This is a genomic window from Saccharopolyspora sp. NPDC002686 (assembly GCF_040295745.1).
GTDB lineage: Bacteria > Actinomycetota > Actinomycetes > Mycobacteriales > Pseudonocardiaceae > Saccharopolyspora > Saccharopolyspora oryzae.
This window is the reverse complement of record NZ_JBEOVY010000025.1, coordinates 23,454-36,680: the sequence shown is the minus strand read 5'-3', so window position 1 is coordinate 36,680 and position 13,227 is coordinate 23,454. Positions and strand designations below refer to the sequence as shown.

The following is a 13,227-nucleotide window of genomic DNA, read 5'->3' as shown; positions in this document are numbered from 1 at the left end:
TGTCCGCGCGGGTCCGCAGTTTCAATTGACACGGTCCACCGCCGTGGGTGAGATGTGCAGTTTCAATTGAAACTGCGGTTCCCGGAACACCGATCTTCACTCGTCAGGGTGAGTTGATCAGCGGTGGTGGGAGGGGCGGCTTAGGTTGCCGGGCGGCCCGAGTGGTTGATCCGGTGGAGGTCCGATGCCGCACACGATGCTGTCGAGCTTCGCCGTCGTCGTCGCCGCCACCGCGGTCGCGCCGCTGATCACCGACCGGGTCAAGCGGTGGATCGCGATTCCCTCGGTGGTGCTGGAGATCCTGCTCGGCATCCTCATCGGACCGCAGGTGCTCGGCTGGGCCGGCGAGGGCGAGGTGATGGGGTTCGTCGCCGACTTCGGCCTGGCGATGCTGATGTTCCTGGCCGGCTACGAGCTCAAGATCGAAGACGTGCGCGGCAAGCCGATCCGGCTGGCGGGCGTCGGCTGGCTGATCTCGCTGGTGCTGGGCCTGGGCTTCGGCGCGCTGGTGCACGGGTGGACGTTCGCGTCGCTGATCATCGGTCTGGCGCTGACCACCACCGCGCTGGGCACCACGCTGCCGATGGTCCGCGACGCCGGGCTGCTGCCCACTCCCCTGGGCGCGCGGGTGCTGGCCGCGGGTGCGGCGGGCGAGTTCGGGCCGATCATCGCGGTGGCGCTGGTGGTCAACGACCAGAGCCCGGCGCGCACCGTCCTGTTCCTGCTGGCCTTCGGCGTGGTGGCGGCGCGGCTGCTGTGGGCCGCGGCGAACCGCCGGGACGGGCGGATCAGCCGGCTGGTCCGCACCACGCTCGGCACCAGCGTCCAGTTCGCGGTGCGGCTGTGCATGGTCGTCGTGGTGTTCATGCTCTGGCTCGCCGGGACCCTCGGGCTGGACGTGCTGCTCGGCGCGTTCGTCGCGGGGCTGGTGGTGCGCCTGTTCTTCGACGCCGGTGATCCGGAGGAGGGCGCGGTGGTGGAGAGCAAGATCGAGGCGATCGGCTTCGGCCTGTTCATCCCGTTCTTCTTCGTGGTCAGCGGGATGCGCTACGACCTGGACGCGCTGCTGGCCACGCCGAGCGCGATCGCCCTGCTGCCGCTGTTCCTGGTGCTGTTCCTGGTGATCCGCGGGCTGCCGACGCTGGTCCTGCACCACCGCGACCTGCCGGTCCGGCCGCGCTGGACGCTGGCGCTGCTGGCTTCGGCGGCGCTGCCGCTGGTCGTGGTGATCACCGCGATCGGCACCGAGTCCGGTCAGCTGCCGACCAGCACGGCTTCGGCCATGGTCGGCGCGGGCATGCTCAGCGTCCTGGTCTTCCCCCTGATCGCACTGCGCCTGGTCCGCCGGGACCGGTGACCCCGGAACACCGCTTCCGGCATGCAGAAGGGCGGCGGGCCCGGGCTGCACTTTTCGCCCGATCGCGCGACGCTGGCGGTGGAAGTCATCGAGTTCGCAGAGGGGGGCGCTCGAGATGTCCAGTCCGCAGACCGGTCCCGGTTCGGAGCAGCAACGCGCCGAAGCGCACGAGGCCGAGCAGCAAGCGCAGGCGCCTGAGCAGAAGAAGCAGTGGGCGATGACGTCCGCTCAGGAGCCGACCGCGATGTCGGGGTGGCTGGCGTTCGCCGGCTCGCTGATCCTGCTGGTCGGGATCTTCAACATCATCGACGGTCTGACCGCGCTGTTGCGCACCGACTACTACATCGTCGGCGCGGGGCAGCTCCTGGTCTTCAACTTCGTCGCGTGGGGCGTGATCTGGCTGGTGCTGGGCGTCCTGCAGGTGGCCACCGGGGTGGGGTGCCTGTACGAGAAGGAGTGGGCCCGCACCACCGGCGTCGTGCTCGCCGCGCTGGTCGCGATCGGGCACCTGGCCTTCCTGGCCGCGTTCCCGCTGTGGTCGTTGCTGGTGATCGCCCTGTCGGTGCTGGTGATCTACGGCCTGGTCGTCCCGGCCGAGAGGGCCCGCGCTTGATCGCTCCGCCGCGCAACCCGAGTTCGAGGACAAGCTCTAAGCTCGGGGCGTGGAGTTCGAAGCTGAGTACACGGGACATGTCGACCACGGTGGGAAGCCGGCTCGTCGCGAGCTGGACGCGCTGACCATCACCAAGATCTCGGTCGGCCCGATGGACAACAACGCGTACCTGCTGGTGTGCCGCAACACCGGCGACGCGCTGCTGGTCGACGCCGCCAACGATTCCGAGCGGTTGACCGACCTGCTCGGGCACGACGACCAGCGCCCCCGGCTGCGCACCATCGTCACCACGCACCAGCACCACGACCACTGGCAGGCGCTGGGTTCGGTGGCCGGTCAGACCGGTTGCTTCACGCTGGCGCACCCGGACGACGCCGATGCGCTGCCGGTGCCGCCGGACCGCCTGGTCGAGCACGGCGACACCATCGCGGTCGGCGACTCGCAGCTGTCGGTGATCCACCTGCGCGGCCACACGCCGGGTTCGATCGCGCTGCTCTACCGCGACCCGAACGGCCACCCGCACCTGTTCACCGGGGACTCGCTGTTCCCGGGCGGGGTGGGCAAGACCGGCTCGCCGGCCGCCTTCAAGTCGCTGATCGACGACGTGGAGAACCGCATCTTCGCGGAGCTCCCGGACGACACCTGGTTCTACCCGGGCCACGGCGACGACTCGACGCTCGGCGAGCAGCGCCCGCACCTCGCCGAGTGGCGGGAACGCGGCTGGTGATCGGCGCGGAAGTCGAGCGCCTGCACCACGTGTTGGCGCGCTGGCTCGGCCAGGACTGCGAGCCCGCGGTCCTGGCCGAGTTCCGGGACTCGCACGCGGACGACTTCACCCTGGTCACCACCGATGGCGCGGTACTGACCGGCGAGCAGCTCTTCGCCGCGCTCGCCGGGGCGAACAACTCCGCGCCGGGCCTGGTGATCGAGGTGGACGAGGTCACCGAGGTCGCGGAGAGCGCCGAGTTCGCTGTCGTCCGCTTCCGCGAGACCCACCACCACGACGGCCGGACCACGGCACGCCGCACCACCGCGGTCCTGCGCCGCACGCCCGAGGGCCTGCGCTGGCAGCACGTGCACGAAACCGCGGCCTGACCACGATCCACGGGCGGGCTCGCCGGAACTGCCTGATCCTGTTGGGGATTCGTCCCAGCAGGAGGCTGGTGCGCCATGGCCGACTCCGATCCCAGCACGGGCACGTCCCTGCTGCGCCACGCGCAGATCGCCTGCGTCTACCTCGCGGTGGTGGTGCTGGCCCTGCTGGCCTACTCCGCGCGCAACATGCTCGTGCTGATCTTCGTGGGGTTCTTCCTCGCCCTCGGGGTGGAGCCGGTGGTGGCGTGGTTGCACCGGCACCGCTGGCGACGCGGGTTGGCGATCGCCGCGGTGATCTTCGTCGTCGTGCTCGTCGTGGGCTTCATCGTGCTGTTCGCAGTGGTGCCCGCGGTGGGCCAGGTCGGCCATTTCCTGGCCCAGCTCCCCCAGCTCCTGTCGCAGCTGGGCCAGCACCTGGGCGAGCGCCAGTTGCGCGACACGCTCCACGACCCGGCCGTCCAGAGCAAGGTCCAGGAGGCCGCCAAGCAGGCCGCCACGTTCCTGGCGACTGCGCTGGGCGCCGGGTTCGCGGCCATCGGGTCGCTGCTCGGCGGGATCTTCTCGGCGTGCACGGCCGGGGCCTTGCTGGTCTACTTCTCGCTCGCCATGCCCCGGCTCCAGGGCGCGATGACGCGTGCGGCGGGCAGCCACCCCGGGCGCCCGGAAGCGATCCTCGCCGCCATGAACCGGGTCGGGGGCTACGTCACCGGCCAGGCCCTGGTGTCGCTGTGCGCCGGTGCGGTGTCCTACGTGTTCTTCCTGGTCGCGGGCGTCCCCTACCCCGCGCTGCTGGCGGTCGTGGTCGCCCTGCTCGACGCCATCCCGCAGGTCGGGGCGACGCTGGCTTCGGTGGCGGGAATCTTGGTTGCGCTGTCGCAGAGCCTGCCGCTGGCCGTGATCACGTTGCTGTTCTTCATCGTCTACCAAGCCGTCGAGAACTACCTGATCGCGCCGCGGGTTTTCGCGCGGACCGTCGAGCTGAGCCCGCTGGCCGCCTTCGTGGCGATCCTGCTCGGCGGATCGCTGGCAGGTGTTCTGGGCGCGCTGATCGCGCTGCCGATCACGGCCGCGCTGAAGGTCCTCTACCGGCAGGCCCGGGTCGAGCACATCACGGGGTGACGATCGGGAAGTCCGGGTCCGGATCGTCCACGAAGTCCAGCAGCGCGGTGAGGGCTCGACAACGACCGCGAAGGGATTGAGGTCCCACCTGAACGCGCCGTTTCACATTTCACCATTGACGACATCACGTCAATCTTTCTGACGTTTTCGGAAGCTTGGTAGACGCTCACCACTCCAACAACTGGGTGAAAAGTACCCGGTGTCCGAGAAATGTGCTTGCTCGAAGCTTTCAGTTCGTAGGGTGTAGACAAACCACCCAACCGCTGGAGGAAACTGGTACCAACGGCCGCAACAATCGTACTTCACCAGCGAAATCGCTCTCACCCATTCGGCCTATGGCTGCCCCGGAACATCTCAGGCATTCTGTTCTGCTCGCCGCAGAACGGTGAGCCTCGGGGTCCTACGCGGCTTCCGAGTGGGAACCGTTCTGTCCGAGGACTGTGAGGCATGTCTGCCAGAATCGATCAGGATTTGTTGGAACTGGTGCAGGCGCAGGCCGAGCGATGGGCGGATCGGCTCATCGACCTGGGGCCCAGGAACGCGCTGCTCCACTTCAAGAACACGAAAACCGCCAGCCTCGACCTGACCTCTGCGGATGAGTCGACGCTGCGCGGTCTGCTTACCGGCTCTTCGACACGGCTGTCCTCGCTATTCACCGACAGCACCGCGCACAAGGATGCCTGCGCGCGAGTGCGCAACCTGCGCCGTCGGATGGTCGCATTCGAGGAAGAGCAGGGCGTCGAGGTCGGCAAGATCGCACACGGGCTGGTGCGCACGACCAACACACAAGTCAAGGGGACCGGACCGATCCCGTCCCTGCGAGCTCCTCTCCTCCTCCGGTCGGTGCGCATCGAACCGCGGACCGTCTCCGAGAACGACTTCTCATTGGCCGTTGAGAACGACGTCGAGATCAACCCCGTTCTGTTGCATGCGCTCGATCAGGTGTACGGGCTGGACGTCGACCGCGAGCAATTCATTGCAACCGTCGAAGAGCTCACCCAGAGCGACGACCCAGCAGAACAAATGCAGTGCATCCACGCAACGCTTGCAGATTTGGCCGCCGCGCAGGGCCTATCACTAGAGCTCGACAACTCGGTGGTCATCGGGCTGTTCAACTACGAAAAGCTCCCGATGGTGAACGACCTGCGCGCGGCAGGCAGCCTGCTCGCGCAGCACGAACTCGTATCCGCGCTGGCGGGGCACGAACCCAGCGCCAACAGCGTCAGAACCGAAGGCACCGGCTTCTCACCCAGCCCGCCCGATTCAGTTCGGCCGGCGGACGAATACTTGGTCCAAGACGCGGATTCATCCCAGCAAAAGGCGATCAACACCGCCCTGTCCGGGCACCACGTGCTGATCGAAGGCCCGCCTGGAACCGGCAAGAGCCAAACGATCGCGAACATCATCGCGGGTGCCGCTGCACTGGGGAAACGTGTTCTGTTCGTCGCGGAGAAACGCGCGGCGATCGAAGCCGTCGCAGACCGGCTGGACCAGGTCGGGCTGAAGGACCTGGTGTTCGACCTACACCAGCAGAAGGTCGACAAGAAGCAGATCGCGAAGCAGCTCCAGGAGAGCCTGGAGGCCACCAGCAGGCAGCAGCCAGTGAAGGCCGACGACCTGCACCAACGGTTGGAGCAGCGGCGCAGGTCCGTGCGCGCGGCATCCGACGCACTGCACAAACCGCGAGAACCGTGGGACATCCGCGCGTACGACGTGCAGAACGAGCTGCTCACCCTGACCGAGTACGAGACGCGGCACGCCTTCCGAGGCCCGGCGCTGCATCGGCTGGACGCGCAGACCGTCCGCGACCTGGAGAAGAAGCTGCGCGATTTCGTCGATGCCGGCGGATTCCGCGTGCTGCGGAAAGAATCGCCCTGGTGGCAGGCCGACATCCGCACAACCGAGGACATCGAGGAGATCCTCCCCAAACTGGATGCGCTCACCTCCGAGACGCTGCAGACCAGCCAGACAGGCATGCACAGGCTGCTCCGCCAGACCGGGCTCAAACCACCGGACGACCTGACTGGCTGGAACGAAGTGTTGAACCTGCTGGACGGTGTGCACAGCAGCGTCGCGGCGTTCGGGGCGGACGTCTTCGGCACCCAGCTAGACGATTGGTATTGCGCGACGGCCAACCGGGCGCAGCGCGCACAGCTGGGCAGCACGCTGTCCTGGCTGCAACGCCGGGCACTGTTCAGGCAAGTGAAGGCGGCTTCGACCGACGGCATCACCAAAAAGCCCGCCCTTCACCGCAAACTCAGCGCGGTCGTCCAGCAGCGCGACCGGTGGCGGGAAATGGGTGGTGTACAACCCGCTGAGGTCGTCGGTCTCCCGGAGACCATGAACGCGTTCCAGACCATGCGCGACCAGCTCGCCTCGGTGGCGATGTGCGCCAAGCTACCCGAAGTCGAGCGCAGCCCCACCCAACAGGTCCACCAGCAACTCCACGACTTGGCCGCGGACAAGGACACGATGTGGCGGATGCCCACGATCACCGACCTCAAGGAGGAGTTCCACGCGCTCGGGCTCACACCGCTGATCGAGGACGCCGCGACGAGGAAGCTCACCGGGGAGCAGCTCTGGCTGACGTTCCGCAGCGCGTGGCTGCGTTCCCTGCTGGACGAATTCAAGCTAAAAGTTCCCGTGTTGCGCGACTTCCGCGCCGAACAGCAGACCAGGCTGGTCTCAGAGTTCCGCACCGCTGATCTGGAACACCGGGTGACGTCGGCCCGGCGAGTGCGGTGGGCGGTGGCCAGCAGGCTGCGCCAGGTCCGCGACGACTTCCCGGACGAGACCCGGCTGCTGAAGGACCAGGCGAGCAAGAAGTCCCGGCACCTGCCGGTCCGGCGTCTCGTCGAACGCGCCTCGCACGTGCTGCTGGCGCTGCGGCCCTGCTGGGCGATGTCCCCGCTGGTCGTGAGCAAGACGCTCCCCGCCGAACAGCTCTTCGACATCGTGATCTTCGACGAGGCCAGCCAGATCCAGCCGCACGACGCGATCACCTCGATCGCCCGCGGCCGCAAGCTGGTGGTCGCGGGCGACGACCAGCAGCTACCTCCCACCAACTTCTTCGGGAAGCTGCTGGAGGGCTCCGACGACGACATCGACGAAGGCGAGAACAGCGAGCTGGAGGACTACGAGTCGATTCTGACTGCGATGCGCTCACTCATCCCGCGCCAGGAAACGCTGCGGTGGCACTACCGGAGCAGGGACGAGCGGCTCATCGCCTTCTCCAATCGGCACGTCTACCAGGACCAGCTGGTGACTTTCCCCGGCGCCCACCAAGACCCGCCCGTGACGCTGGACGTAGTCGACGGAGTCGCATCGCCCGGTCAGGACGGGTCTTCGCCCGCCGAGATTCAGCGGGTCGTCGAGCGGGTGCTCGAACACGCCGAGCACCGGGCGCACGAGAGCCTCGGCGTGATCACGATGGGCCAGAAGCACATGGATCGCGTGGACGCAGCCGTGCGAAAAGCGCTCCAAGACCGGCCGGATCTGGCTGAGTTCTTCTCCGAAGATGCCGGTCCCGGCAAGAGGTTCTTCGTCAAGAACCTCGAACGCGTCCAGGGTGACGAACGCGATGCGATCATCTTGACTGTCGGCGTGGCAAAGCGGGCCAACGGCACTGTGGCACGCACCGGTTTCGGACCGCTGAACAACGAAGGTGGACGGCGCCGCCTGAACGTCGCCGTCACGCGCGCCAAGCGGCGGATGCTGGTCGTTAGCTCGTTCAGCGCGCACGACCTCGCCCCGACCCCCGAGGTCACCGGCACAGAGCTGCTACGGCGCTACCTGGAGTTCGCCCAGAACGGCGCGGACGTGGACAACGTCGGCGAGCAGGAGGACTTCGAGCTCAACGGCTTCGAGGAGGACATCCGCCGCGCACTCAGCGAACGCGGGATCGACGCACACCCTCAGTGGGGATTCTCGGGCTACCGCATCGACTTCGCGCTGGCTCATCGGGATCAGCCCGGGCGGATGGTGCTCGCCGTCGAGGCCGACGGTGATACCTACCATCGTGCCCTCAGCGTGCGCGACCGCGACCGCCTTCGCCAAGCGCACTTGGAGAATCTGGGGTGGCGATTTCACCGCGTGTGGTCGTCCTCGTGGTTCGCCGACCCCACCGGCGAAGCCGAACGGATCGCGGAGGCCTGGGAGCAGGCCATGATCGACGCGGACCGCGAGCTACCGGCTGTCGTGCCCGAGCCGGAGGATCCGACGCCCCAACCGCACGTTGAACGCGGGCCGCGGCCATCAGTCCTCGCTGGTTTGAAGACCAACGACTACACCGACGCCGACCTCATCGCGATCTGCCGCTGGCTGACGACCGACCAACTGCCACTCGACCGAGAGGAACGCATCAACCAGGCGCTCAAGGAATTGGGGTTCCGCCGCCGGGGCTCCCGCATCGTCGCGCGGCTGACAAGAGCCGTCGACATCGCCCGATCCCAGATGGACGAGGAGAGTTGATGTTCCCACTCGACGACCGTACCGTTGAACGGCTGGCTGCGGTGATCGTGGACATAGGCGGTCCGTACGAGCGCAAGGGCTACCAACTCGAGCAGCTGCTGGCCCGGGCGGGATGGGCGAACCCGCCCGAGTACGACGGCAGCACGCGGGTTCCCTGGCTGGCCGAACAACTCATCGAGCGCAAGGAGAACCGCGCGGAGATCGAACGGCTGCTGTGCCGTTTGTGCGACCCGCTCGAGTACGACGACGGTCAGGTCAGCGCGGACGAGTTCCGGGAAGCGGTGAACGCCAAGCTGGCAGCCGAACGGCTGGTGGTGTCCGTGGTCGGCGGGCGCCCCACGATCGGCGAGCTGAGTGCGGACGGCAAGTCGGAGGTCTTCTCCGCCCCCGAGGACCTCGACCACCGCCTCCGCGCGCTGATCAGTGATTCGCACACCGTGGATGTGCTGCTGAACCGGGTGAGCGAGTCCGTCCTCTGCCAGCAGATCGGTGCACACACGATGGCGATCATCGGCATCGGCAGCTTCGTCGAGGGTCTGCTGGGTTCGCTGCTGACCGAGCGGGACGAGGAGATCCGCAAGCACGGCTTCGTCGGGCGGGGCGACCGGAAGATCAAGCCCGATCGGGCCGGGCTGGAGCTGATGCTCGACGTCGCCCACGAGAAGGAGTGGATCCAGCTCGACGCCAAGGACTTCATGCAGACCGTTCGCCAGTACCGCAACTTCGTGCATCCCCGCGCGGAACTCGCGAAACAGCCGAAGTTCGACCACGACAGCGTCACGCTGTGCTGGGCACCTGTTCGTGCGCTGCTCAACGACCTGGAGGAACACGTCAAGCCGATCTAGGCCTCCGCTATATCTGGTGATGCCGGCACTTCTGAGTTGAGATGTCGGCATCACCGGTTCACCAACTCAGGCCCCCTCTGAGCAGCGCTGATCTACTGGAAACGGGCGTGTTGGGGCGGCCCACTTTGGCTGTCGACGCTGCGTAACCGCCTGGCCGACGCCAAGCTGGGTTACCGGTGGGTCATGGCGTGACGATCGGGAAGTCCGGGTCCGGATCGTCGGCGAAGTCCAGCAGCGCGGTGAGGGCCTCGTGGTCGCCCTGCTGGTCGACGTCGGCCGGTCGTTGCCCGGTGACCAGTGCGAGCAGCTGCGGCTTGGTCAGGGTGAGGACGAGATCGGCCGGTTCGGTGCCGACCGGTTCCTGGACGAGGGCACCGTTGGACAGCGTGGTGCGCACGTGCTCGTCGACGTCGGTGACGTGCCAGTCGAGGACCAGCCTGGTCCCGGCCGCCCGCGGCCCGTCGATCCGGATCGCCACCGAGTCCAGCAGCTGCTCGACGGTCAGCGCGGCCAGGATCCCGCCCGAGATGCTGATCGGGTTCGGGGTGACGCCGTTGCGGAGCTCCTGCGCGCCGGTGAGGTAGAAGTTCCGCCAGGGGCCGTTCTCCGCGCCGAAGCCCAGCTGCTGGTAGGTGTCGGCGAGCAGGTCCTTCGCGGCGGCGTGGTCGGGCTCGGCGAACACCGCGTGCTTGAGGAGTTGCGCGGCGAAGCGGAGGTCACCTGCGGAGGCGTACTCCGCGGCCTTCTCGACGACCCGGTCCACGCCGCCGAGGCAGTCGACGTAGCGCTTGGCCGACTCCACCGGCGGGTGCTCCCACAGGGACGCCGGGTTGCCGTCGAACCAGCCCATGTACCGCTGGTAGACCGCTTTGACGTTGTGGCTCACCGAGCCGTAGTAGCCGCGCGCGTGCCACGCCGATTCCAGCGCGGGCGGCAGTTCGAACCGCTCGGCGATCTCGGTGCCGGTCCACCCGCGGTTGATCAGGCGGAGCGTCTGGTCGTGCAGGTACGCGTAGAGGTCCCGCTGTTCGGTCAGGTGCTGCGCGATGCGTTCGCGTCCCCAGGTGGGCCAGTGGTGGGAGGCGAACGCGACCTCGGCGTCGGAGCCGAACAGCGCCAGGGCCTCGGTGAGGTAGCGCGACCAGTTCCGCGCGTCGCGGACCTGTGCGCCGCGCAGCGTGAGGACGTTGTGCATGTTGTGCGTGGCGTTCTCGGCCATGCACAGCGCTCGGTGCTCCGGGAAGTGGAAGTTCATCTCCGCCGGCGCCTCCGTGCCCGGTGTGAGCTGGAAGCGGATGCGGACACCGTCGACCGTCTCCTCCTGGCCGGTGCGCGTGATGTCGACCGTGGGCGGGATCAGCGAAACGGTGCCCACCGAGGTCGTCTGCCCCAACCCCGTGCCGACCTGCCCGGTCGGTCCCTTCTTCAGCACCATGCCGTACATGTAGTTGCCGCGACGGGTCATGGCCGTGCCCGCGTAGACGTTCTCCGACACGGCGTGCTCGGTGAAACCGGCGGGCGCCAGGATCGGCACCGGCTCGGAGACCACTCCCGCGACACCGCCGAAGTGGTCGACGTGCGAGTGCGTGTAGATCACCGCGGTGACCGGCCGGTCACCGCGGTGCGCCCGGTACAGTGCCAGCGCGGCCGCGGCCGTTTCGGTGGAGATGAGCGGGTCGATCACGATGACGCCGCGGTCGCCCTCGACCAACGTCATGTTCGACAGGTCCAGCCCGCGGACCTGGTATATGCCCGGCACCACCTCGTAGAGGCCCTGCTTCGCGCACAGCTGGGACTGGCGCCACAAGCTCGGGTGCACCGTCTCCGGGCAGTCGCCCGCCAGGAAGGCGTAGGCGTCGTTGTTCCACACCGCTCGCCCGCGCTCGTCCTGCACGACACCCGGTTCCAGCGCGGCGATGAAACCGCGATCGGCGTCCTCGAAATCGGTGCGATCGGCGAAGGGCAGCTCGCTCACCGGACAACCCCCATCTCCTCGAGCGTCGACCCCAGTAGAACGGCTGCCCCAACGCCCTGCAGTGCGGATCAGCGCCGCGGAAACCGCTGCGTCCGTCGGGGGCCGGTTCTAGGGTGACCGTGGAGCCGGTGGGTGGAGGTCGGTCGTGGGCGATTCGGTGGTGCTGGAGATCGCGGGCACCGAGGTCTCGGTTTCGCACCCGGACAAGGTGTTCTTCAGCAAGCGCGGCGAGACCAAGCTCGACCTGATCCGGTACTACCAGTCCGTGGCCGAGCCGCTGCTGAGCACCGTGCAGGGGCGGCCGCTGCTGCTGGAGCGGTATCCCGACGGGGCGGGCGGCAAGTCGTTCTTCCAGAAGCGGGTGCCCAAGTCCGCTCCGCCGTGGTTGCGGACGACCATGGTGTCCACGCCGAACGGGACCACCAGCGATGCGCTGGTCGCCGCCGACCTGGCGCACATCGCCTGGGCCGTGAACCTCGGGTGCCTGGGCTTCCACGTCTGGCCGTACCACGCCGACACCCCCGAAGTGGCCGACGAGCTGCGCATCGACCTCGACCCCTCCCCCGGCGTGACGTTCCCGCAGGTGGTGGAGACGGCTCGGCTGACGCGGCAGCTGCTCGCCGAGTTCGGCGTCGACGCGCAGGTGAAGACCTCCGGCTCGCGGGGCCTGCACATCTACGCCGCGCTGCTGCCGCGGTGGAACAGCTACGAGGTGCGGGCCGCCGCGGTGGCGCTGGCCCGCGAGCTGGAACGCCGGCACCCCGACCTGATCACCGCCAAGTGGTGGAAGGAGGAGCGGGGTTCGCGGGTGTTCGTCGACTTCAACCAGAACGCCCCGCACAAGACCGTTTTCGGCGCGTGGTGCGTGCGCCCGCGGGTGGGCGGGCAGGTGTCCACGCCGATCTCGTGGGACGAACTGGCCGAAGTGGAGCCGGATTCGCTGACGATCGCCACGGTGCCGGGCCGGCTGGCCGAGCTCGGTGATCCGTGGGCCGGTCGGCGTCCGCAGTCGATCGAGCCGCTGCTGGAGCAGTCCGCCCGGGACATGGCCAGCGGATTGCGGGACGCGCCGTGGCCGCCGGTCTACCCGAAGCAGCCCAACGAACCACCGCGCGTCGCACCCAGCCGCGCCAAGCGGGACTAGCCCACCTTCGCCGCGTCCGCTTCCGCGCCGTCCCGCTGGCCCGGCAGCACCTTGCGCAGCGCGAGGAACAGGTGGATCACGCCGAGGGTGATCAGGATGTGGCCGAGCCCCGCGATGCCCGAGATCGCCGCCGAGCTCTCCGCGCCGAACACCGTCATCGTGCCGTGCACCACCATCATCGCGGCGGTGACCACCAGGCCGGAGTTGTAGAACCAGAAGAACAGCGTGAACAGGCGGTTGCCGGACAGCCCGAACGCCTTGTCCAGCGCGAGCACCACCAGGAAGAACAGCATGCCCAGCGCGAGCAGGTGGGTGTGCACCACCGACAGCTGGGTGTCGCCGGTGAAACCCTGGGCCTTGGTCAGCTCGCGGTAGTACAGCCCCGCGATCAGTCCGAGGACCGTGTAGCTCAACGCGGCCCAGTAGAGCTTCTTCATCGCGATGCCGTTCCTTCCGTGCGATCACTGCGTCCGCGTCCTACTGTCCTCCGCTCCGCACCGACCCGCATCGGCCTGCGGGTCGGTCGCGGAATCAACCGTTCGAACGATGCGCGGACCGGCCCGGCTGTGGTTCCGTCCTCATCGGAATCCTCCACAGAGGACCGGTCTA

The 13,227-nt window shown here is 67.9% G+C and carries 10 protein-coding genes; 8 read left to right on the top strand and 2 right to left on the bottom strand.

Annotation, left to right across the window (positions count from 1 at the left end):
• Positions 1-184 precede the first annotated feature (184 nt).
• The 7 genes from ABTZ89_RS05715 (at position 185) to ABTZ89_RS05685 (ending at position 9,499) form a co-directional block, all read left to right on the top strand.
• The gene (locus tag ABTZ89_RS05715; protein ID WP_270952156.1) at positions 185-1,357 is read left to right on the top strand and encodes a cation:proton antiporter; all 1,173 of its coding nucleotides are present in this window, start codon (positions 185-187) and stop codon (positions 1,355-1,357) included.
• A 115-nt stretch (positions 1,358-1,472) separates the two neighbouring features.
• Positions 1,473-1,970 carry a DUF7144 family membrane protein gene (locus ABTZ89_RS05710; protein ID WP_270952157.1) on the top strand — a complete coding sequence of 166 codons (498 nt, stop codon included), beginning with the start codon at positions 1,473-1,475 and terminating at the stop codon, positions 1,968-1,970.
• A gap of 49 nt (positions 1,971-2,019) precedes the next feature.
• Entirely contained in the window at positions 2,020-2,697 is a 678-nt protein-coding gene (locus tag ABTZ89_RS05705; RefSeq protein WP_270952158.1) for an MBL fold metallo-hydrolase, read from the top strand.
• The gene (locus ABTZ89_RS05700) at positions 2,694-3,065 is read left to right on the top strand and encodes a DUF4440 domain-containing protein (RefSeq protein ID WP_351040656.1); all 372 of its coding nucleotides are present in this window, start codon (positions 2,694-2,696) and stop codon (positions 3,063-3,065) included. The genes ABTZ89_RS05705 and ABTZ89_RS05700 overlap by 4 nt, the downstream gene beginning before the upstream one ends.
• A 75-nt stretch (positions 3,066-3,140) precedes the next feature.
• Positions 3,141-4,184: an AI-2E family transporter gene (locus ABTZ89_RS05695; RefSeq protein WP_351040653.1), complete on the top strand. Its 1,044-nt coding sequence runs from the start codon at positions 3,141-3,143 to the stop codon at positions 4,182-4,184.
• A 447-nt stretch (positions 4,185-4,631) separates the two neighbouring features.
• Complete coding sequence (locus tag ABTZ89_RS05690) at positions 4,632-8,654, top strand: PDDEXK-like endonuclease domain-containing protein (RefSeq protein WP_351040650.1); 4,023 nt, start codon at positions 4,632-4,634, stop codon at positions 8,652-8,654.
• Entirely contained in the window at positions 8,654-9,499 is an 846-nt protein-coding gene (locus tag ABTZ89_RS05685) for a hypothetical protein (protein WP_351040647.1), read from the top strand. The genes ABTZ89_RS05690 and ABTZ89_RS05685 overlap by 1 nt, the downstream gene beginning before the upstream one ends.
• A 181-nt stretch (positions 9,500-9,680) precedes the next feature.
• Here ABTZ89_RS05685 and ABTZ89_RS05680 read toward each other — a convergent pair whose 3' ends face one another.
• Entirely contained in the window at positions 9,681-11,474 is a 1,794-nt protein-coding gene (locus ABTZ89_RS05680) for an alkyl/aryl-sulfatase (protein ID WP_351040644.1), read from the bottom strand.
• 145 nt (positions 11,475-11,619) lie between these two features.
• Between ABTZ89_RS05680 and ligD the strand changes: the two genes are divergently transcribed.
• On the top strand, positions 11,620-12,618 hold the full coding sequence (gene ligD / locus ABTZ89_RS05675) for a non-homologous end-joining DNA ligase (protein ID WP_351040641.1): 999 nt from the start codon (positions 11,620-11,622) through the stop codon (positions 12,616-12,618).
• Here ligD and ABTZ89_RS05670 read toward each other — a convergent pair.
• Positions 12,615-13,055: a DUF2871 domain-containing protein gene (locus tag ABTZ89_RS05670; RefSeq protein ID WP_270952163.1), complete on the bottom strand. Its 441-nt coding sequence runs from the start codon at positions 13,053-13,055 to the stop codon at positions 12,615-12,617. The two genes, ligD and ABTZ89_RS05670, sit on opposite strands and share 4 nt — an antisense overlap.
• Between the last annotated feature and the right edge of the window lie 172 nt (positions 13,056-13,227).

Excerpts from the sequence above, each read along its gene's own strand:
- ABTZ89_RS05715 (WP_270952156.1), top strand. The coding sequence starts at position 185 with ATGCCGCACACGATGCTGTCGAGCTTCGCCGTCGTCGTCGCCGCCACC.
- ABTZ89_RS05710 (WP_270952157.1), top strand. The coding sequence starts at position 1,473 with ATGTCCAGTCCGCAGACCGGTCCCGGTTCGGAGCAGCAACGCGCCGAA.
- ABTZ89_RS05695 (WP_351040653.1), top strand. The coding sequence starts at position 3,141 with ATGGCCGACTCCGATCCCAGCACGGGCACGTCCCTGCTGCGCCACGCG.
- ABTZ89_RS05690 (WP_351040650.1), top strand. The coding sequence starts at position 4,632 with ATGTCTGCCAGAATCGATCAGGATTTGTTGGAACTGGTGCAGGCGCAG.
- ABTZ89_RS05685 (WP_351040647.1), top strand. The coding sequence starts at position 8,654 with ATGTTCCCACTCGACGACCGTACCGTTGAACGGCTGGCTGCGGTGATC.
- ABTZ89_RS05670 (WP_270952163.1), bottom strand. The coding sequence starts at position 13,055 with ATGAAGAAGCTCTACTGGGCCGCGTTGAGCTACACGGTCCTCGGACTG.